At 37.9% G+C, this 20,371-nt stretch carries 24 protein-coding genes and 3 riboswitches; of the genes, 8 read left to right on the top strand and 16 right to left on the bottom strand.

Translation table 11 applies throughout. The annotated features are described in order from the left end of the window. Nucleotides 1-3: 3 nt before the first annotated feature. Nucleotides 4-1,161, top strand: coding sequence for a glycosyltransferase family 4 protein (locus tag ACFS5O_RS08840; protein WP_205727118.1), 1,158 nt, complete (start codon nucleotides 4-6; stop codon nucleotides 1,159-1,161). Between the two features lie 234 nt (nucleotides 1,162-1,395). On the opposite strand, the gene metK is transcribed toward ACFS5O_RS08840, so the two are convergent. Beyond that, nucleotides 1,396-2,601 carry a methionine adenosyltransferase gene (metK, locus tag ACFS5O_RS08835; RefSeq protein WP_205727119.1) on the bottom strand — a complete coding sequence of 402 codons (1,206 nt, stop codon included), beginning with the start codon at nucleotides 2,599-2,601 and terminating at the stop codon, nucleotides 1,396-1,398. A gap of 163 nt (nucleotides 2,602-2,764) precedes the next feature. Then, nucleotides 2,765-2,895: riboswitch (SAM riboswitch) on the bottom strand. A gap of 261 nt (nucleotides 2,896-3,156) precedes the next feature. Between metK and pckA the strand changes: the two genes are divergently transcribed. Further along, entirely contained in the window at nucleotides 3,157-4,740 is a 1,584-nt protein-coding gene (pckA, locus tag ACFS5O_RS08830; protein ID WP_205727120.1) for a phosphoenolpyruvate carboxykinase (ATP), read from the top strand. A gap of 121 nt (nucleotides 4,741-4,861) precedes the next feature. On the opposite strand, the gene ACFS5O_RS08825 is transcribed toward pckA, so the two are convergent. Further along, the gene (locus ACFS5O_RS08825; RefSeq protein ID WP_205727121.1) at nucleotides 4,862-5,659 is read right to left on the bottom strand and encodes an alpha/beta hydrolase family protein; all 798 of its coding nucleotides are present in this window, start codon (nucleotides 5,657-5,659) and stop codon (nucleotides 4,862-4,864) included. A gap of 160 nt (nucleotides 5,660-5,819) precedes the next feature. Between ACFS5O_RS08825 and ACFS5O_RS08820 the strand changes: the two genes are divergently transcribed. The 3 genes from ACFS5O_RS08820 to ACFS5O_RS08810 all read left to right on the top strand — a co-directional run bounded on the left by ACFS5O_RS08820 (nucleotide 5,820) and on the right by ACFS5O_RS08810 (nucleotide 8,450). Further along, nucleotides 5,820-6,767 (top strand): ABC transporter substrate-binding protein, encoded by a 948-nt coding sequence (locus ACFS5O_RS08820; protein ID WP_318300291.1) that lies wholly within the window; start codon nucleotides 5,820-5,822, stop codon nucleotides 6,765-6,767. A gap of 119 nt (nucleotides 6,768-6,886) precedes the next feature. Then, a complete protein-coding gene (locus tag ACFS5O_RS08815; protein WP_205727123.1) occupies nucleotides 6,887-7,666 on the top strand; it encodes an ABC transporter ATP-binding protein in 780 nt (259 codons plus the stop codon). Then, nucleotides 7,644-8,450: an ABC transporter permease gene (locus ACFS5O_RS08810; protein ID WP_205727124.1), complete on the top strand. Its 807-nt coding sequence runs from the start codon at nucleotides 7,644-7,646 to the stop codon at nucleotides 8,448-8,450. Before ACFS5O_RS08815 ends, ACFS5O_RS08810 begins: the two co-directional genes overlap by 23 nt. A 6-nt stretch (nucleotides 8,451-8,456) precedes the next feature. Here the strand turns inward: ACFS5O_RS08810 and ytkD are convergent, their stop codons facing one another. The 3 genes from ytkD to ACFS5O_RS08795 form a co-directional block, all read right to left on the bottom strand. Continuing rightward, a complete protein-coding gene (gene ytkD, locus ACFS5O_RS08805) occupies nucleotides 8,457-8,936 on the bottom strand; it encodes an RNA deprotection pyrophosphohydrolase (protein WP_379838987.1) in 480 nt (159 codons plus the stop codon). Between the two features lie 184 nt (nucleotides 8,937-9,120). Beyond that, complete coding sequence (locus ACFS5O_RS08800; RefSeq protein ID WP_205727125.1) at nucleotides 9,121-9,660, bottom strand: hypothetical protein; 540 nt, start codon at nucleotides 9,658-9,660, stop codon at nucleotides 9,121-9,123. 115 nt (nucleotides 9,661-9,775) lie between these two features. Continuing rightward, nucleotides 9,776-10,039 carry a holin gene (locus ACFS5O_RS08795; protein WP_205727126.1) on the bottom strand — a complete coding sequence of 88 codons (264 nt, stop codon included), beginning with the start codon at nucleotides 10,037-10,039 and terminating at the stop codon, nucleotides 9,776-9,778. Nucleotides 10,040-10,255: 216 nt separating this feature from the next. Here ACFS5O_RS08795 and ACFS5O_RS08790 point away from each other — a divergent pair, with 216 nt between their 5' ends. Then, on the top strand, nucleotides 10,256-10,468 hold the full coding sequence (locus ACFS5O_RS08790) for a hypothetical protein (protein WP_137788569.1): 213 nt from the start codon (nucleotides 10,256-10,258) through the stop codon (nucleotides 10,466-10,468). Between the two features lie 51 nt (nucleotides 10,469-10,519). Here the strand turns inward: ACFS5O_RS08790 and abbA are convergent, their stop codons facing one another. The 4 genes from abbA to ACFS5O_RS08770 form a co-directional block, all read right to left on the bottom strand. Continuing rightward, a complete protein-coding gene (gene abbA / locus ACFS5O_RS08785) occupies nucleotides 10,520-10,708 on the bottom strand; it encodes an antirepressor AbbA (protein WP_205727127.1) in 189 nt (62 codons plus the stop codon). A gap of 92 nt (nucleotides 10,709-10,800) precedes the next feature. Further along, entirely contained in the window at nucleotides 10,801-10,986 is a 186-nt protein-coding gene (locus ACFS5O_RS08780; RefSeq protein WP_205727128.1) for a hypothetical protein, read from the bottom strand. 44 nt (nucleotides 10,987-11,030) lie between these two features. Continuing rightward, a riboswitch (cyclic di-GMP riboswitch) is annotated at nucleotides 11,031-11,111 on the bottom strand. A 123-nt stretch (nucleotides 11,112-11,234) separates the two neighbouring features. After that, nucleotides 11,235-11,423, bottom strand: coding sequence for a Fur-regulated basic protein FbpA (locus ACFS5O_RS08775; protein WP_205727129.1), 189 nt, complete (start codon nucleotides 11,421-11,423; stop codon nucleotides 11,235-11,237). A gap of 118 nt (nucleotides 11,424-11,541) precedes the next feature. Next, a complete protein-coding gene (locus ACFS5O_RS08770; RefSeq protein WP_153237601.1) occupies nucleotides 11,542-11,706 on the bottom strand; it encodes a hypothetical protein in 165 nt (54 codons plus the stop codon). A gap of 165 nt (nucleotides 11,707-11,871) precedes the next feature. Here ACFS5O_RS08770 and ACFS5O_RS08765 point away from each other — a divergent pair, with 165 nt between their 5' ends. Beyond that, complete coding sequence (locus ACFS5O_RS08765) at nucleotides 11,872-12,447, top strand: DNA-3-methyladenine glycosylase (protein WP_205727130.1); 576 nt, start codon at nucleotides 11,872-11,874, stop codon at nucleotides 12,445-12,447. On the opposite strand, the gene ACFS5O_RS08760 is transcribed toward ACFS5O_RS08765, so the two are convergent. Both ACFS5O_RS08760 and ACFS5O_RS08755 read right to left on the bottom strand, forming a co-directional pair. Further along, a complete protein-coding gene (locus tag ACFS5O_RS08760; protein ID WP_205727131.1) occupies nucleotides 12,444-13,133 on the bottom strand; it encodes a hypothetical protein in 690 nt (229 codons plus the stop codon). The two genes, ACFS5O_RS08765 and ACFS5O_RS08760, sit on opposite strands and share 4 nt — an antisense overlap. Before the next feature lie 155 nt (nucleotides 13,134-13,288). Further along, nucleotides 13,289-14,524, bottom strand: coding sequence for a dicarboxylate/amino acid:cation symporter (locus ACFS5O_RS08755; protein WP_205727132.1), 1,236 nt, complete (start codon nucleotides 14,522-14,524; stop codon nucleotides 13,289-13,291). 169 nt (nucleotides 14,525-14,693) lie between these two features. Continuing rightward, a riboswitch (cyclic di-AMP (ydaO/yuaA leader) is annotated at nucleotides 14,694-14,859 on the bottom strand. Between the two features lie 179 nt (nucleotides 14,860-15,038). Here ACFS5O_RS08755 and ACFS5O_RS08750 point away from each other — a divergent pair. Next, on the top strand, nucleotides 15,039-15,233 hold the full coding sequence (locus tag ACFS5O_RS08750) for a hypothetical protein (RefSeq protein ID WP_066291922.1): 195 nt from the start codon (nucleotides 15,039-15,041) through the stop codon (nucleotides 15,231-15,233). Nucleotides 15,234-15,257: 24 nt separating this feature from the next. On the opposite strand, the gene ACFS5O_RS08745 is transcribed toward ACFS5O_RS08750, so the two are convergent. From ACFS5O_RS08745 to ACFS5O_RS08725, 5 genes are all read right to left on the bottom strand, one after another. After that, the gene (locus ACFS5O_RS08745) at nucleotides 15,258-15,971 is read right to left on the bottom strand and encodes an ABC transporter ATP-binding protein (RefSeq protein WP_205727133.1); all 714 of its coding nucleotides are present in this window, start codon (nucleotides 15,969-15,971) and stop codon (nucleotides 15,258-15,260) included. Next, complete coding sequence (locus tag ACFS5O_RS08740; RefSeq protein ID WP_156499259.1) at nucleotides 15,971-17,593, bottom strand: ABC transporter permease; 1,623 nt, start codon at nucleotides 17,591-17,593, stop codon at nucleotides 15,971-15,973. The genes ACFS5O_RS08745 and ACFS5O_RS08740 overlap by 1 nt, the downstream gene beginning before the upstream one ends. A 115-nt stretch (nucleotides 17,594-17,708) precedes the next feature. Continuing rightward, complete coding sequence (locus tag ACFS5O_RS08735) at nucleotides 17,709-18,776, bottom strand: Fe(3+) ABC transporter substrate-binding protein (RefSeq protein WP_205727134.1); 1,068 nt, start codon at nucleotides 18,774-18,776, stop codon at nucleotides 17,709-17,711. Between the two features lie 521 nt (nucleotides 18,777-19,297). Further along, complete coding sequence (locus ACFS5O_RS08730; protein WP_153237596.1) at nucleotides 19,298-20,038, bottom strand: GDSL-type esterase/lipase family protein; 741 nt, start codon at nucleotides 20,036-20,038, stop codon at nucleotides 19,298-19,300. Between the two features lie 74 nt (nucleotides 20,039-20,112). Continuing rightward, entirely contained in the window at nucleotides 20,113-20,271 is a 159-nt protein-coding gene (locus ACFS5O_RS08725) for a hypothetical protein (protein WP_205727135.1), read from the bottom strand. Between the last annotated feature and the right edge of the window lie 100 nt (nucleotides 20,272-20,371).

The raw sequence follows: 20,371 nt of genomic DNA, 5'->3' as shown, positions 1-20,371 counted from the left end.
GAAATGAAGCTTGCTCTTTTTTCTGATACGTTCCATCCACAAATTAACGGAGTTGCTCGTACGTTAAAAAGATATACGAGTTACCTAGAAACCAATGGAGTTGAATATAAAGTTATCATGCCTTCTTTTGAAGAGCATCAAGAAACAGAATGCAAACAATATTATGCGATGAAAAGCCTGCCACTCTTTCTATATCCAGAGTGCAGGCTTGCCATACCGCAATTTAAAGCCTTGAACGAAGAACTCAGTAAATTCAACCCTGACCTCCTTCATATAGCTACCCCTTTTAATATTGGCTTGTTTGGGATGCGATACGGTAAAAAGGAAAACATTCCTATGGTCGGCTCCTATCATACACATTTTGACCGCTACCTTGCTTACTACCATCTAGATTTCTTATCCCCCTTGCTCTGGCGTTATCTGCAATGGTTTCATAAACCTTTTGAAAAAATCTTTGTCCCAAGTGAAGAAACACGGAAGATTTTGTACACAAAAAACTTTAATAATATTGAAATATGGTCTAGAGGAGTTGACTGTATGATGTTTACACCTCAAAAGCGTGATTACTATGTCCGTGAAAAATATAATATTACACAGAAGTATACCTTCTTGTTCGTGGGAAGATTAGCACCTGAAAAGGACCTAAACATCCTTAAAGAAGTGATAGATCAAATGCCACGTTCTTTCAGCGAGAACGTTCATTGGCTGATTGTGGGTGATGGACCAAGTCGACGTGATGTTGAACAGTGGGAATCAGAATATAACAATGTCACCTGTGCAGGTTATCTTTCTGGAGAGGACTTAGCGCGAGTTTATGCTTCATCAGATCTATTCGTTTTCCCTTCTTCTACAGAGACGTTCGGCAATGTTGTTCTAGAAGCCTCTGCATCTGGGTTGCCTGCTATCGTGTCTGATTCTGGCGGAGTAGCTGAAATTGTTCAAGACGGTGTAACGGGTAGAATCTGTAAAGCTAGAGAAGCTGACTCATTCATACAAAATATCGTTTCTATTATGGAAGATCCTATGCTCTTAAGTTCTATGAAACGAAAAGCAAGAAATTATGCGATGACTCAATCATGGTCAGCTATCTTTGGGAAGCTTTTAATGCAGTATGAAGAAGTTATTTATATGAAAAGTAAAAATAAAACGATCATTGCCTAATTTTTGGATCCCTCTGTTGAACATTCTCGTTTCAGATGTTTACCAGAGGGATGCACAAGCATTTTATACGAGGTAATCACAATTTTATCCGTAGATAATGTACATTTATCCGTAAAACTAACGATTAATTCCGTAGATAAAATTTTTTATCCGATTTTCGACAATCTATCCCTTAAACTAATAGAACACTAAAAAAACCAGACTCCCAAAAAGGAAGTCTGGCTTAACATATCATTAAATGTTGGCTTGTTTCTTAAGGTCTGCAGCTTTATCAGTATTCTCCCAAGGAAGGTTGATGTCTGTACGTCCGAAGTGGCCGTAAGCAGCAGTTTGCTTGTAGATCGGACGGCGAAGATCAAGCATCTTGATGATTCCAGCCGGACGAAGGTCGAAGTTATTGCGAACTAGTTCTACAAGAACTTCTTCAGAAACTTTACCTGTTTCAAACGTATTTACAGCGATTGATACCGGTTGAGCAACACCGATTGCATATGCAAGCTGAACTTCAACTTTGTCAGCAAGACCAGATGCTACGATGTTCTTCGCAACATAACGAGCAGCGTATGCAGCAGAACGGTCAACTTTTGTAGCATCCTTACCAGAGAATGCACCGCCACCGTGACGAGCATATCCACCGTAAGTATCAACGATGATTTTACGACCAGTAAGACCAGCATCCCCTTGAGGTCCACCAATTACGAAACGGCCCGTTGGGTTGATGAAGTATTTTGTGTTCTCGTCGATCAATTCAGCAGGAACAACAGGCTTGATTACTTTTTCTTTAACATCTTTTTGAATTTCTTCAAGCGTGTTCTCAGGATGATGTTGAGTAGAAATTACGATTGTGTCGATGCGAACAGGCTTATCGTTCTCATCGTATTCAACCGTTACTTGAGTCTTTCCATCTGGACGTAAGTATGGAATCTCTTCAGTCTTACGAACCTCTGTAAGACGACGAGATAATTTATGAGCGAGTGAGATTGGAAGAGGCATAAGCTCTTCAGTTTCGTTACAAGCAAATCCGAACATTAGACCTTGGTCACCTGCACCGATCGCTTCAATTTCAGCATCTGTCATAGAACCTTCTCTTGCTTCAAGAGCTTGGTCAACACCCATCGCAATATCAGCAGATTGCTCATCGATAGAAGTTAATACTGCACATGTTTCTGAATCAAAACCATATTTTGCACGGTCATAACCGATTTCTTTAATTGTCTCACGAACAACTTTTGGGATATCTACATAAGTAGAAGTTGTGATCTCACCTGCAACAAGTACAAGACCTGTAGTAACAGAAGTTTCACAAGCTACACGAGCATTTGCATCATGTGTTAGGATTTCATCTAGAATCGCATCTGAGATTTGGTCACAGATTTTATCTGGATGGCCTTCTGTAACGGATTCTGATGTAAATAAACGACGACTAACTTTTTTGGACAAGTTAATATCCTCCCTTTAACTGCTTTCAGTATGATACGGTACTTTATTCTTATCTATTTTACACAGTTTATGTTCTTAACCTGAAAAAGGCATAAAAAAAGCCCTTCCCTGTTTCACATACATTCACGAGGGAAAAGGTTTCTAAAACCATAATGCCTTCAACCTCTTATTGTCCAAGGTTATTTTCACCTTGCAGGTTAGCACCTTTTCATTTCCAGTGACGTTATGTTTGCCACTTTCATGTCGGTTGCTGGGTTTCATAGGGCCTGTCCCTCCACCTACTCAGAATAAGAGTAGCCGTTCTCGAAATATGATAGCGTAATGATCACTCTCTGTCAATAGAAAACCCTATGAATAGCCATAAGTTTGGAGTATTATATTCTATAGAATGAAAGCGTTTTAAATAAGATGGATAATTTATATAATTTTGTACTTTTTTTAGGAAGTAAGAACTTTTTTGATACACTTTCATAAAATAGTATACATTATTTAATTAAATGTGTTATACTAATTTTCGAATATATCACTCTAGGATAAAGGATGGTACTGTCTCATATGAATACTTTGGAATTTACGACAACCTTAAACGATCTTGTGACCCGTGAAACAACTCACCAGAACTTACCTGTTCCGGTTTTAGTAGAAAAATCTCTTCAGCGCAACGAGGGCATCCTTACATCCACAGGAGCACTTCAAGCTACAACGGGGAAATATACAGGCCGTTCCCCTGAGGATAAATTTATCGTTGAAGATGCTTCTATTAAAGATTCAATCGATTGGGGAAAGGTAAATAAGCCATTTTCACCCGAAAACTTTGATAAATTATACAAAAAAGTCCTTCAATACTTAGGGAATAAAGAAGAATTATTCGTATTTAAAGGGTTTGCTGGAGCAGACCGCGAGTATCGCCTTCCTATCCAAGTCGTTAATGAGTATGCATGGCATAACCTTTTTGCTCACCAAATGTTTGTGCGCCCGAACCACGATGAGCTAGTTTCTCATGATTCTCAATTCACAGTGATTTCAGCACCAGGATTCCAAGCTAATCCTGCTGAAGATGGAACAAACTCTGAAACGTTTATTATCGTTTCTTTTGAAAAGAAAATTGTTCTGATCGGTGGTACTGAATATGCAGGTGAAATAAAAAAATCTGTATTCTCTGTCATGAACTACGTTCTTCCTGAAAAAGGCATTCTATCTATGCACTGTTCAGCAAATGTAGGGAGTGAAGGAGATGTTGCCTTATTCTTTGGGTTATCTGGGACTGGAAAAACGACTTTATCAGCTGATGCAAATCGTCGTTTGATCGGTGATGATGAGCATGGTTGGGCTAATACAGGAGTCTTCAACATTGAAGGCGGATGTTATGCAAAAACAATCGATCTTTCGAAAGAAAAAGAACCACAAATCTGGAACGCAATCCGTTTTGGAAGCGTTCTAGAGAACGTCATGATTGATCCAGTTACTAGAGAAGCAGATTACAAAGATTCTTCACTCACAGAAAACACACGTGCTGCTTATCCAGTTGATGCTATTCCAAATATTATTCAACCAAGTGTAGCAGGACATCCGAACACAATCATCTTCTTAACAGCTGATGCATTCGGTGTTCTGCCTCCAATCAGCAAACTGACTAAAGAACAAGCGATGTACCATTTCTTATCAGGATACACAAGCAAACTTGCAGGAACAGAAAGAGGCGTAACATCACCACAGGCTACGTTCTCAACTTGTTTCGGTGCACCATTCTTGCCACTACCTGCTACCGTTTATGCTGAGATGCTTGGAAAGAAAATCGATCAGCACAACGTTCAGGTTTATCTTGTTAATACAGGATGGTCTGGTGGAGAATATGGCATCGGAAGTCGTATGAATCTAGGTCACACTCGCGCTATGGTGCAAGCTGCTCTAGAAGGTGAACTGGCTTCTGTTGAAACAGTCGTAGATCCTATATTTGGACTTCATATTCCAACACACTGCCCTGGTGTACCAGATCAAGTGCTTCAACCGAAGAAAACGTGGCATGATCAAGACGCTTATGACGTTAAAGCAAAAGAGCTTGCTGGCCAATTTAAAGCAAACTTTGAAAAATTCAAATCTGTTTCAACTGAGATCTCTCAAGCTGGACCCCTTGTTTAATACTCTACTTAAAACCCTTCCATTCTAGCAATGGAAGGGTTTTTGGTTTTGTCGAAATCTTACTATCACAACTAGCTAACATGTTTGGTGTTAAAACGAAAATATAAAAGGAGCTGAAATCTTACTCAGCTCCTTTTCCATGTCCTTTCATCCATTCACACAAAGCATATGTAATCTTTCGGTTCTCTTTTGGCGGAAAATAATGTGTGTATTCTGGATAGATCCATGTTTCACAAGGTTTTCCGAGCTCCTTTAGTCTTGATTCAATCTTAAGTGTATGCTCTACACTTACATTTTCATCCTTCATGCCATGAATGCAAAGTAATGGTGTATCTAATTCCTCACAATAATTAAGCGGGGATCTCCATTCAAATTCTTCAGGATATTTCTCTGGAGTTCCTCCGATTACTCTCTTCATCATCCTCCGCAGATCTTCTCTCTCATCATACGTGATCGCCATGTCAGTCACACCACCCCATGTTACGACAGAACGAATTTCGGGATATTTCATAGCTGTAAATAATGCCATCGGACCACCACGAGAAAAACCAAATACATGAATGTCTTCTGGATCCACTTTAGGAAACTGCTTCAATACCTCAAAAGCAGCAAAAGCATCTGTTCGATCCTCTCCAGCAAAATCTTCGTTGCCCTCTCCCCCCTGATTTCCACGATAATAGGGAGCCATCACAACAAAACCTTGTGAAGCAAACTGAATGATCCTAGCAATTCTCACCATTCCAACAGACTTGATCCCGCCTCTAAGATAAAGAAAACCTGGAAAAGGTCCTTTTCCTTCTGGTAAAGCGGCTAGTCCTTTTATTTTTAATCCATCATTTAAATACGTGACCACATACAAGCGAATGGTAGGATGCGGAGAAGGAAATCGCTGCCACTCTATCATCTTTGCTTTTTTCATTCCTACACTCCTTTATTTTTGTGGGCAAACACACATTTGCACCAATCACATACATTATTACATAAAAGTCATGACTTCATCCCTATGTGCAGGAGGATCCAATATGAAATATTTCAAAAGAAAACTAATGATACTTTTCACTTGTTTACTAGCTTTCTCCATGCTTTTGGCAGGGTGCAATACCTCTAGCCCTAAAAAAGAAAAAGTCAGAATTGCTGAAGTAACACGATCTATTTTTTACGCTCCACAATATGTTGCCATAGAGAAAGGCTTTTTTAAAGAAGAAGGTTTAGATGTTGAGCTGACTACCACCTGGGGCGGCGATAAAACGATGACAGCTTTGTTGTCTGATGGCGCAGAAGTAGCACTTGTTGGTTCAGAAACAACCATCTATGTACATGCACAAGAGTCAACAGATCCTGTTATTAACTTTGCACAGCTTACACAGACAGATGGTACTTTCTTAGTGGCAAGAAAAAAGCCGGAATTCTTTTCATGGGATCAGCTTAAAGGCAGTACTTTCTTAGGCCAGCGTAAAGGCGGTATGCCGCAAATGGCAGGTGAGTTTGGCATAAAGAAACACGGAATTGATCCTAAGAACGATCTAACGATGATTCAAAACATTGATTTCGCAAACATTGCAAATGCGTTTGCATCTGGAACAGGAGATTATGTTCAATTATTCGAGCCTCAAGCAAGTCTATTTGAACAAGAAGGAATCGGACACATTGTTGCTTCTTTCGGAACTGAGTCTGGGAAGATTCCTTATACGACCTTTATGGCGAAACAGAGCTATATAAAAGAAAACAAAGAAACATTAGACAAATTTACAAGAGGCTTATACAAAGCGCAGTTATGGGTGGAGAACCACTCTGCAAAAGAGATCGCAAAAGTTATCGCACCTTATTTTGAAGATACCCCTGTAGAACTTATTGAAACCGTTGTAGATCGTTACAAAAGTCAACACAGTTTCGCTCTTAACCCAATTCTAGATGAAGAAGAGTGGAACAACTTACAAACGATTATGGACGAAGCGGGCGAACTCCCGAAGAAAGTGGATTATCATATTCTTGTTAATACTTCAATAGCAAAGAAAGCCATTAAGTAAAAGCAAAGCCTCTATTTACAGAATCAGCTATCAAAATGAGCTTCTTGTTTCCTTTATTACACAAGAAGCTTTACCGCTGGTTTGTTGGAAGTCTAAATACAAAGTCAGGAGGGATCGTCGTGGCTTTATTACAACTAAAATCTGTCGGGCAAACTTACTTTTCAAGAACATCTGCCACAACGGCCTTAGAAGATATCTCGCTTTCTGTACAAGAAGGCGAGTTTATATCCTTACTAGGACCAAGCGGGTGTGGTAAATCTACACTTCTATCTATGATCGCTGGTCTACTCACTCCAACGGTCGGATCAGTTACGGTAAATAATCAACCGGTTACTTCTCCGCATCCAAAGATCGGTTACATGCTCCAGCAAGACTACCTGTTTCCTTGGAAAACGATTCAAGAAAATATCACGCTTGGTTTGAAACTGAGAAATCAACATTCATTTGAGAACGTTCAAGCAGCAGTAAAACTTCTCAAAGAGATCGGATTAGATCAAACATTAACAAAATATCCTTCAGAGCTTTCTGGAGGAATGAGACAGAGAGTGGCGCTCGTTCGAACACTCGCCACACAGCCTAAGATTCTCTTACTCGATGAACCTTTCTCAGCACTTGATTACCAAACGAAGCTTAAGCTTGAAGATCTCGTATCCTCTACTCTAAAAGAACATGGTAAAACAGCTATCTTAGTTACACATGATATTGGTGAGGCCATCGCGATGAGCGATACCGTTATCTTGCTATCAACAAATCCCGGACGTATTTTCAGGACATTTAAGATGCCAGAATCATTAAGGACACTCCCTCCCTTTGAAGCTCGGCAGCATCCAGACTTTTCTGCAACCTTTCAGCAAATATGGGAGGAGTTGGAGCACATTGAACAAAACGATAAAGAGTAAGATACACCAAGAGTATCTGGAATCGATAAAAAAAGAGAATCGAAATATCCGCCTTGTTCAACTTTTTATCTTTATCAGCTTTTTCTTGCTATGGGAAATTTCATCTTTACGAGGATGGATCAACCCTTTACTTTTTAGTTCACCAACGAAGATTGGGTCTCTTTTTATTGAAAAGATTGGTGATGGCTCACTTTATATTCATGTTATTTTCACTCTAGGTGAGACTGTATTAGGCTTTATCTTAGGTACGGTGCTAGGCACTTTACTCGCTGCTCTGCTTTGGTGGTCACCTTTTTTATCTAAAGTTCTCGATCCCTATCTTGTTGTTCTAAACGCCATGCCTAAAGTAGCGTTAGGGCCAATCTTAATCGTGGCAATTGGGCCGAACTTTGGTTCGATCATTGCTATGGGGATTCTAATATCGATCATCATTACGACCCTTGTGGTGTATACGGCGTTTAAAAATGTGGATGTCAACTATATCAAAGTAGTTCGATCTTTTGGAGGAAATAAAAAACAGTGCTTTAAGGAGGTTATCCTTCCAGCCTGTTTTCCGAATATCATCTCGTCTTTAAAAGTAAATGTGGGGTTGTCATGGGTAGGTGTCATCGTAGGCGAGTTCCTTGTTTCCAAACAAGGATTAGGGTACATGATCATCTACGGATTTCAAGTCTTCAACTTCACACTCGTGCTTATGAGCCTCTTGATCATAGCGGTTATGGCTACCGTCATGTATCAAGGAGTCGAATGGCTAGAAAGAAAACTTATTAAACACCGTATATGAATTAATCTAGGCCAGGGAATGCTTAAGGGCGTATTTCATACTCTCTTTTAGCACCTGGTCTTTCATCATAAAGCTGAACGCCTTATCCGTGGATACATCTTCAGGCAACTCACTCATTAAGACAGGTCCATTCGTTTCAAAATAACGATGCTTTAAAAGGATCTTATCCACAGTAGCTACATAAATATTCTTAATAATCTTTCCGCCTTTTCCATCGACGAAGTATTGACCAATATATTTTAAATCTGATACTCTTCCACCCGTTTCTTCAAAAACTTCACGAATGGCTGCTTCATCTGCTGTTTCTCCTGGTTCTACCTTTCCACCAGGAAATTCAATGCCACGTCTCGGGTGTTCTGTCAGCAACCATTGATCTTTAAATTTACACAAACACCACACATGTTTAGGTGTATCCGAAAAGGGGTGTTCTGAAAATGACAATTGTACAGTGTTGTTATAAAAATCTTTAAACGTAATTATATCCATCACACTACTCCATCTCGACTGTTTCCTTTATTGTAAAGTTCACAACATTTAAAGTCCATTTGTTTTAATTGCAACTCTCTAACATACGCTCTCTTTAGAGCGATCAACTCATCTCTATTTATTATGTAACAACCCTCGTCTATTCAATCTAATCGTAAAAAAACATGGGTGGTGAAACCCATGTTTAATCAACAGATGCAAATGTAATAATCCATTTTCCATTAAGGTATTCATATCCAAGAGTAATCTTATAGGAGCCATAAAGATCAGACTCGTTTTTTTGATGAACTCTATAAGAATGATCTGAAAGCTGTTTGATAATAACAGGTTCGCTTTCTTCTAACCATGGTGGAAGCTCAGTTGGGATGATATATAGGGAACTTTCTCGTTCCTCAAACAAACCATCTGTATAATAAGCAGCTAGATTTTTAGACACAAATTTCGTTAAGTATGTCATATATTCTTCTTTATTAGAATAATTTAAAACCCTATAGTTTTCATCCGTTTCTTGCTTTAGTGCTTCAATAAAAAGATTCGCCTGTTTCTTCGCGAGATCCTCCGTAAATTCAGGTACAGCTTGCTTTTCTTTCTTTTCTTCAGCCGTCACTGGCTGAGTGATGATCTTGTCCGAGGCTCCGGACTTCTCTTTAACGTTTTCTGGAATGTTAGGGACAATGATGAATGATAGCATAACAGCCAAACATAGTGCTAGAAAAGCTTTCATGACATTTCACCGCCTGACATTGTTTTCTTACTATAATCTATTCACTGATTTCTAAATTCTAAACCCTTTTTAATGAAACGACGAAAGGGCTTCCACTAGTTACATATTCTTCAGCTTAACTTGCTCTTTTGTATTTTTTACCTTTCTTGCCGATCTCATACAATCCTGTTGCGGCTAAGCCAGCTATTCCTCCAGACCATAAACGTAGTTCTACATTCATCTCCGTAACAGGAGCAGCTAACCATCCAATGATCAATCCCATAAAAAAACTAATAATGGGTATATATTTTTTCGGAATCGGGAAAGTACGTTTTAAGAGCTCCATCATCGCTGTTACCAAAGGAGCTAATAGTGATGAAAACATGAGTACTTGCTCCAACAGGACCACCCCCCCTTTTTTCATAAGCACGACCTTCCTTTAGTAAATTAAAGATTCAAGCTTCATAACTTATTTCCTGCCAAAATAAAAAATTACTTTTTGTCCCATGCGTCATATATCAGATTGCATAAAATAAAGTGCCATGATTTTTTTCGGTTATTTTATTGAAATGAGTCAATACTATTGGTAATGAAAGGCAAGACAGGAGTGAGTTTTATGGTAAAAGGTGACGATCTTTTTTTAATACGCTTAGAAGCAAACGAAATTTCCTGGTGGGAGTATGCTAGAAATGTTTCACCAGTTTCCAGACCAAAGCAATATCTAACATATTGGTCATTTTTAAAAAATAGAGGTAAGTTACCTAGGCGGTTAGTTAAAGAAGCAGAATGGCGTATGGAAGCTAGAAGAAAAGGCTTGTTAGATACATGATACTTAACGTAAAAAGCAAAAGACCCTGAGAAAGGGCCTTTTGCTTTATTTTTAATTATGTAATTTTTTTAAAAGGCTGTTCAATCTTCTTACTTTTGATTCTTGATCTGGCTTGAGCTCGTACTCTAAGTCCTTTAGCTCAGAATCAACAACTTCATATGCGTAGCCTTGACTAAGTAATGCTTCAATTAACAATTCTTTCTCTTCATCAGTAAGATTTACTTTCGCGTTAGAATTCAATTGTTAATCCCCCTCTCGTGTATGCATCCATTATAACGTGAGGGTTTTAAGATTATCCTTACTAAAAAATTGGAAATTTTAAATTTCCATACTTAACTTGTAATAAACACCCAGGCAATTGCACCTAAAATAATTAAAATATTTGTAAATACATCTACGATTCTGCTATCTTTCTTCAGCTTGTTTCCAGTGAAAAACAGTAAAAGCCCGATAAAAAAAATCGTTGCTAAATAAAATCCAATCGCTGACCATGAAAAAAATAATAAGTGCTGATCCAATGATATCCCCCCTAAATGATTTCATAAATCGAAGGATAATTTCGTAAGGTAGCTGGCTGGCATAAATAAATGAAGCCCCTATAGCTTTGCGTCCTCACTTTTCAATGAGTTTGCCTTTATCAAACGATTTATGGCAGTCTGTCTTCACGATTGTATATTAAAATTACGAGACGTTCTTCCTATTTTCTAGGTATATTATATCAGAAAATAGTTAAGGAGGCTTATTATTTTTTTACTATTTAAAAGATTTAACTTATATGATTTTCTTGATCGATAAATTGAGCATTCTTCCACTCTAACTCTAGTTCGCTTAATGTAAAATCGATTAGGTGCCTATGGTCTTCATACCCATATAAACCTCTATGGATAAGATGTTGTATGAGTCGCTGTTTACGTCCTTCAACCGCTCTTCGCAGTTGTCCTTTATGGGAATCCATGATATCTTCTCCTTTAGATCATTATTGCTATCTATTGTAACCACATCAAAGAAGATTCAAGCATGAAGACAAACAAAAAAGCTCCCTTATCATAAAGGAACTTTTAACGAGATTCGTTCTAGTGTAAGACAGATTTACTCCATTGTTCATAAACTGAATTAGGGGCATTCCAACATAGCCAGGAAACCATGGTTTTAATCCCATGTTGACTTACTTCCCAATACTCCCAGCGCCGTTTGGAGAGATTTTCATAAATTCCTGTTTCATTCACCCAACCGTCCATATCAAACGCCTCCTATTCATCTACTTTATAAAAAGTTCTTTTTTGTTCGTTTATTTCCTCTTTTTTAGGGTTTGTAAAACTTCGACAAAAGGAAACATAATTTTACAAGACGTTGTTATTGTACGAATAAACCAGACATGTCATACATAACCAGGGAGAATAAAAATGAAATTATGGAATTTACCAACTCTTGACTTAGCAAAAAAACTTCTCGGTATGAAATTGATTCATGTCGATGATAACGGAATAACATCTGGATACATCGTGGAAACAGAAGCCTATCTCGGACCTGAAGATCGTGCTGCTCATTCGTATAACAATCGCAGAACTGCTAGAACAGAAGTGATGTATGGTGAAGCAGGTATGATTTATACCTATTTTATTTATGGAATGCATGTGTGTTTTAATATCGTTTCGGGCCCTTTACATAAACCTGAAGCTATTCTCATTAGAGCACTTCAACCGATTGAGGGAATTGAAAAAATGAAGAAAAGAAGAGCGAGTGCAAAGAATGAGATTCAACTTACAAACGGTCCTGGTAAACTAAGTAAAGCAATGGGGTTTACACTAAGTGATAATGGCAAGAAATTGAATGAGGAAAATATACGAATAGAAGAAGGAATGAATATCGTACCAGATGAAATTATCTCTGGCCCTCGTATAGGAATACAATATGCCGAAGAGGCCGTTCATTACCCTTATCGGTTCTGGATAAAAAACAACCCTTACGTATCACGTTAATACGCAGGGTTGTTTTCTTTGTTTGTTGAAATTGTAACATCCTCTTCCTGCATGTAATCAACCGTTGTCGTACGGTTAGTATCTTGCATCCATGCTAGATGATAGTACGTTTGTTTTTTCATAGCAACATATTTAGCTTGCATGATCAACAGCCAGGAAAGAATAAACAGAGTTGTTTTTAATACGTTTTCTGCATTTACTTCAGCTGCCTCGATCGGTAGTACATTCACTGAAATGCTTGAAAGCAATCCTATTATCACAGCACCTAGTATGAACAACGGCTGGTTCGCACGTAAAAAACGTAACCGATGCTGTAAATAGTTTTGTAGTGACAAACGTTCTTGTGCATTGAATTGAAGGTATCTGCTCTTAGCCGATTTGGCATTGGCCAATAATCCTTTAGATCGATCTTTTTTCCAAAGTGACTTCATAAATAGAGCAAATTCAATATCGTTAACGGGTTCGTTATTCATTTTTCTGTGAATAAAGTTATGAGCTTGATAGAAGGTAATTGCGTTCTGTACAAGCATAAGCAATACGTATCCTGCGATGATCGTAAGTGAAAAGACAAACCAAAAAGAGTTCATCGCACTCTCTATTAACTCGATGATAGGATGAATGACGGTTTGAATCTGTACCCATATGATCTTTGCAGCAAGCGTTAGTATCTCTAGCCATTTTTCCAAGAAGATCACTCCGAAATCTCATTATGTATCTTCTTATTTTAACATGATTTTTCCTCTGTGCTTACATTTATTTACTCAACCTTAACAAACTAATGATATCCGCATATAAAAAAGGCCACAGTAGGTATATTCACTGTGACCTTTTAAAGCATTATTTAAGCACTCACTTCATGTTCACGAGTTCCAAGATGTTTATCTTCCCCTTTATCAACGATTACCGCACAAGCAGCATCACCTGTGATGTTAACAGCTGTTCTAAGCATATCAAGAAGTCTATCAACACCTAGGATTAGAGCAATCCCCTCGACAGGTAATCCTACAGAGTTCAATACCATCGCTAACATGATCAATCCAACTCCAGGAACACCTGCTGTACCGATACTTGCAAGTACCGCTGTTAAGATAACGGTAAGCATTTCTGTGATACCCAAATTAACATCGTAAACTTGCGCGATAAAGATTGTCGCAACACCTTGCATGATGGCTGTTCCATCCATGTTGATCGTTGCGCCAAGCGGTTGGACAAATCCACTGATTGATTTTCGAACACCCAGATTCTCTTGAGCTGTTTTCATTGAGATCGGAAGTGTTGCATTTGAACTTGATGTACTGAATGCTACTGACATTGCTGGTGCAAAGCCTTTAAAGAACCAAATCGGACTCTTCTTTGCAAATAGTGCGATCGAACCTCCATAGGCTACAACAGAGTGAATGAATAAAGCTAAAATAACTACACTCATGTATAATCCCATCGCTTTAATCGCATCCATACCTTGACTTCCAACTGCTGATGCAATTAAAGCAAAAGCACCATATGGAGCAAATTTCATGATCAGGTTTACGAGGTACATCATAATATCGTTACCTTGCTCGATTAAATCCATCACACCTTTAGTCTTGCTACCTAACATGGTTAAAGCGAATCCTACAAATACAGAGAATGCAATAATTTGAAGCATGTTTCCTTCAGCCATTGCTTGAATAGGGTTAGTAGGAATGATATTCAGTAGCGTATCTGTTACTGCCGGTGCTTCTTGTTGCTCGAACTTGGCACCTTCTGTTTTAAAATCCCCTACACCAGGTTTAAAGACAAGTGCTAAAGCCATAGCAATAATAATAGCAATCGTTGTAGTTCCTAAGAAATAACCAACTGTTTTTGCCCCAACTCTTCCAAGTTTCTTTGGATCACCTAAACCTGCAGTTCCTAATACGATTGAGAAGAAGACGATTGGGACAACCAACATTTTAATAAGGTTTAAGAACAATGTCCCAACTGGTTTCAAAACATATTTATCCAGAGTTGAGAATGCATCAGGCACAGCTAGATTAAGAATAAGACCTGCAACTACACCAAGTGCTAGAGCAATTAAAATTTTTGTAGATAATTTCATAATAAAAGTACCCCCTTTGTTATAATTTTCTTACTATTTTACGTGCAATACCCTTGAAGAAATTTATACTTATACATGCCCTATTTGTTGCATATAAAAACCCACCGAAAATAGAGAGGATTTTCCGTGGGAATACACCGCAACACATAGACTTAGCCCATGTATAGAGTTCTCTCTCCAAAAACGCTTACGAGGTTAGCTGTCGGATTAGGAAATTGAGAGTTGTCCCTTTTGTGCAAGCACAAATTCATCCCAAGGCTTAAAAGCCGAATTGTGGTTCCCCCGCCTCTAAATATTCTGTCGAATAGAACATTAGAATTCAGCGAATCATATATAATATGCTCTAATTTTATCAACATACATAAATTTTTGTCAAGAAAACGCGCCATACTTATTTATTCCAATTAATTGTTTCACAATGAATGTTTTTCCATATTCTCACTTCTACCCCATAAGCATGTGAAAAAAAAACGAATGATGTAGAAGGTTCTATTTTTCAGGGAGGTATTTATAAATGAAAATTGTATTTTATGAAAAAGGTGACTTAAGTATTATCGTTGGAGCATCGAAGCTAAAAGGTGAACTGACGATTGAACAAATAAAGAACGAAAGCGAAAAAAAGGCAAAAGAACTAGGTGAATTATTAGGCCGTGAAATCGGATTTTTAATCGACATGAACGGAAAATTAGATACTCAATTCAAAAAATAAAAACCGGGATATCCCGGTTTTTTTTTATACATATGCTAATGATAACTTTTCTTTACTCTTCTGTAATACCATTTCCGGCCGACCTTCATCTTGAATCTTTCCATTGTTCATTAGTATAATACGATCCCCAATAGCACGAGCATCCTCTTCATCGTGAGTAACAAATATAGAAGTGATTCCAGTACGTTTGAGGATTTCTTGTAACTCATCACGAATCTGTAATTGCAGCTTAGAGTCAAGATTACTAAAAGGTTCATCAAACATGATCAAAGATGGATTTGGAGCCATAGCTCTTGCTAATGCTACACGCTGCTGTTGACCACCGCTCAATTCATAAGGATAACGGGAAGCATAGTCCTCCATACCTACAATAGTCAATAATTCTTCCATTCTTGCTTGTTTCTGTTTACGATTCATTTTTGTTAAGCCAAATTTTATGTTCTTTTCAACTGTCATATGAGGAAACAAAGCATAATCTTGAAAAACCAAACCAACGCCACGTTTTTCTGGCTGGACAAAACGGAATGTATCATTCATGACTGCCTGATCGATCAGAATTGATCCTTTCGATGGCACTTCTAGCCCTGCTATAAGACGAAGTAACGTACTTTTCCCACTGCCGCTTTCTCCTAAGATTACTGAAACTTCTCCCTGTTTAAAGCTTAGAGACAGGTTTTCGAACAGAGGTTTTTGCGAATTTTTGTAACGAAACGTTAAGTCTTTGATTTGAACAAACATTATTTTGGCTCCTTTTCTAAAACTCTGTGTAAAAAGAAGATCGAAAGTGCACTTATACAAATAATCACCATGGATGAAACAGAGGCTTCGTGAATACGTTCATCGCTTGCATATTGAAATGTTTTTGTAGCCAACGTATAGAAGTTAAAAGGCTGCAGGATAAGAGTGAGAGGCAGCTCTTTTAAAATATCTACGAAAACTAGAATGAAACCACCAGCAATCGCACCTTTGATCATTTTGATATCTACTTTAAAGAATGTCTTTGTCACTGACATCCCTAATGTTCTTGAAGCTTCTGTAAAAACGGTTCCTACTTTATCAAAACCTGATTCGATCGAGTTAAAACCAACGGCAAGAAAGCGAACAACATAAGCAAAGATCAGCATACTAATACTGAGGCTTAGTACAAGTGTTGGCTCTAACCCAAGCCATTCGTATAACGATATGACCTTTTGATCTAGGAAGAGAAATAAAGTAAGGACGCCTATAGCAATTACAGCTCCCGGGATTGAATAGCCTAGAACCGTAATTTTTGAAAAAAACTTTCCGGTCCAACCTTTTGAAAGACGACTAAAGTTAGCGATGATTAAAGCCACCATTATGATAAGAAGTGAACCTACAGCAGCAACAAAAACTGAATTCCAGATCAAATCTGCAAATGCAGCACTTAAAATCACGTCATAAGTCATATACACCCAATGTAAAAGCTGTATAAAAGGAATGGCGAAAGCTAGAGCAAATAAAGAAAGAAAAAAAGATAGCACAGCAAACTTTTTCCAACCTTTAAGTTCTTTAGGTTGTAACGGGCGGACTTTTGAAGTGGAATAACTATACTGTTTTCTGCCTCTTATTACTTTTTCTAAGATCAAGATCAAAACTACGATAAACATCAAAGTACCCGCTAACTTGATAGCTGAATAGATATCCCCCATCCCAAACCACGCTTGAAATATGGCTGTACTAAAGGTTTGAATACCGAAATACTTTACTACCCCGTAATCATTGAAGACTTCAAGAATGACTAAGCTAACACCACCTACAATCGCTGCACGTGATACAGGAAGGACGACTTGTATAAATGTCATGAACGATCCTTTGCCTAGCAACCGTGCATTCTCAATCAGTGATGATGACTGATTTTCTAAGAAACTTTTTGTGATGATATATACATATGGATACAGGAACATCGTAAAGATAAAAACAGCACCGGGAATGTTCATGATGTCAAAGAACTTTTGGTCCACTTTTATACCAAACTGGTTCCTTAATGACGTTTGAATGACACCTGTATAATTTAAAATGCCATGGTACGTATAAGCCCCAATGTAAGGTGGAATCGCAAGCGGGAGGATAAGACCCCACTTAAAGAACCGATGCATCGGAACTTTATATGCGGAAACTAGCCATGCCGCACTTACCCCGATTAACACTGTGAAAAGACCAGTAAAACTAACGAGTGTTACGGAATTTACGATATAATTTTTCAACATATACTCTTTAATGTGTTCCCAATTCTCATTACTCTCAGCGAATAACTGAACCATGATGAGCAAAGCCGGTAAAAGGATTAAAATAGAAAAAATCACACTAAGCAAAGCCCAACTATTAAACTGTGATCTCATTTTTCGAATGTAATACAATATTTTCACCTTCTTTACTCATCAGCATTGTTCTTGTTGTTTGTTTTTACATGGAATTAGCCGTATCACAAATCGTGATACGGCAAAATATTTAAGTTTATTTCCAGCTAACTTCATTCATAATTTTAACAGCATCTGCATTGTTTTCACCTAACTCAGAAAGGTTAAGATCTTGTTCTTTAAACGGACCCCAAGACTTTAAAAGCTCTGAAGGTTCTACTTCTTTATTAACCGGATACTCGTAATTGGCTTCAGCAAATACTTCTTGAACTTTTGGACTAGACAGATATTCCATTAATTTTATAGCATTCTCTTTGTTGTTAGCGTGTTTCGTAACACCTATACCACTAATATTGATGTGCGTTCCTGTTGTTTCTTGATTAGGGAAGAACACACTTAGCTGTTTAGCAACTTTCACTTCTTCAGGATCTTCTGAGTTCAACATCTGACCAAAATAGTATGAGTTCATGATGGCAACATCACCTTCACCAGCAGCGATACCTTTCGCTTGGTCTTTGTCACCACCTTGTGGATCACGAGCCATGTTTTTAACGATCCCTTCTGCCCACTTCTTCGCTTCATCTTTTCCGTTTAATGAAATAAAGGATGATACTAATGATTGATTGTAAATATTTTCTGATGAACGAATCAGTACTTTACCTTTCCATTTGTCTTCAGTTAACGCTTCATAAGTAGATAGTTCTGATTTGTCTACTTTTTTCTGATCATATACGATAACACGTGCACGTTTTGTTAGACCGAACCATTGATTGTCTTTATCTCTTAAATTATCAGGAATATTTTTATTTAATGTCTCACTTTCAACACTCTGTAAGAGGTCTTTATCTTTTGCCCAGTGTAAACGTCCAGCATCAGATGTGAAGAAAAGGTCTCCTTTTGTTGCTTTCCCTTCTCTTGTAAGACGCTCGATCAACTCATCTTCTTTACCTTTAATAAGGTTGACTTTAATTCCTGTCTCTTTTGTGAAATCAGCAAAGATTTTATCATCAACTTCATAGTGACGACTTGTATATAGGTTTACTTCTTCTTTTTTTGTATCATTATTATTCGAACTTGCACCCTCGTTTGATTTACCACAGCCTGCTAAGACTAAAGCAGCTAGTAGGACCATTGTAACAACCGTAAAAAGATTCTTTTTAAACATATGTCAGTTACTCCTTCTATGTATAAGTAATTGAAAACGATTATCAACTTCACTTCTAATTATAATGATAATCATTCTCAAGTCAACCGTTTTTTTAAATGTTTTTCTCTAATGAATTGTGCCTATCGATTCCTTACTTCCATTGACAATTGATTGGAATGGAATGTTCGCGACTCCTCGCCTGCCCCAAGGGAAACCGAGCAACTGAAATAAGCTTCTTCCAAAGAGCAAGCAAGATTACGACAACAGCGTTTTATACCGCTCTTATCTTATAAGATTGTTGCTTTGAACTCTTTGTCACCTTTGAAAATTGATTGTAGAGGAAGGTGCGAGACTCCTAAGGGACAGGCGGGCAGCTGAGACACTTAAGAGTGAAACGTACGAATGTGGCTCAGCGCCTGCCCCGTGGAAAGCGAGCAGCCTGGAACGGAGATCAACACTTCCAAAAGCAACAAAGTTTACGACAACAACCTTCTAATAAGAAATAAAAAAATCTCTTAGAAGTATCAGCTTCTAAGAGATCATTCCTGGTTTAAAGGCTTCCACTGGTTATAAACCCAGTTTCCTAATCTGTTATATCCTCTTCTATTGGGATGGATAGAATCAGAAAAATACAGTTTTTTCTCAACGTTTTCATAAAGTTCAAAGGTTGAGATGTATTTTGTAAGCGTGCTTGCCTGACTCGCTTCTACGATTGCTTCATTCCAAGATTTAATACTCTCTGCAGCTGCAGGATCGTATTCTTTTCCGAAATAAGGATTATAAAGACCTAATACATAGATAGGTGCAAAGGAATTGTTCTCCCTCACGACTGTAAGTGTTTTACTTAAGTTGTTTCTTAGCTTTTCTTTTCCAAGTACTAATTTCTGCTGTGGCAACTGACGGAAGTTCCAGCCGGCAGCCTTACGAAAATCATTAGTTCCGATAAAAACAAAGATATGATCCGCTTGTCTTAATGACTTGATCACGACTCCATTATCCAATTGTCTTAACAATTGGTCAGAACGCTGTCCAGAGATTCCAAAATTATTGATGATTACATTTCGTCCTGTTTGCTGCTGAATATTTCTTTTTACGATTCCAATATAACCTGTCTTGGATGGGTCACCCACTCCGTATGTTAAGGAATCTCCTAGTGCCACAACCTTCAAGGTTTGTGTTTCACTTGCTCCTTCAGTTTCTCCATAAAATTGAAAGACCAGGAATAGTATGAGGGCTAATCCTGCACCACCAATTAACCATTTCTTTGATACTTTCCTCACATCAAGTCCTCGATTCTAGTTATTGTTATCTTACTTTTTACCATAACGAGGGAAAATATCAAGTAATGAATGTGTTATTTCAAACGATAATCTTCCGATGTAAGCGATGTATCTTCCCAAAGATTCTCTTGATCATAATAATAAGAATCTTTTTTCACGAATGTATGAATCAACATAGCAACTCCTCCACACAATAGGCTTGCCGGCACTAAGGCAATCAGAAAACCAGTCATCTACATCCCTCCTGTACAAAACTATATGAGGGGCCATAAATGTTTATGAAACGAATAAAATGTTTTATTTCCTCTATATAAATAGAAAATAAGGGTATAC

Source organism: Fictibacillus nanhaiensis (assembly GCF_042686385.1).
GTDB lineage: Bacteria > Bacillota > Bacilli > Bacillales > Fictibacillaceae > Fictibacillus > Fictibacillus nanhaiensis.
Note: the sequence above shows the minus strand (reverse complement) of the source record. Positions and strands in the feature narration are given on the sequence as shown.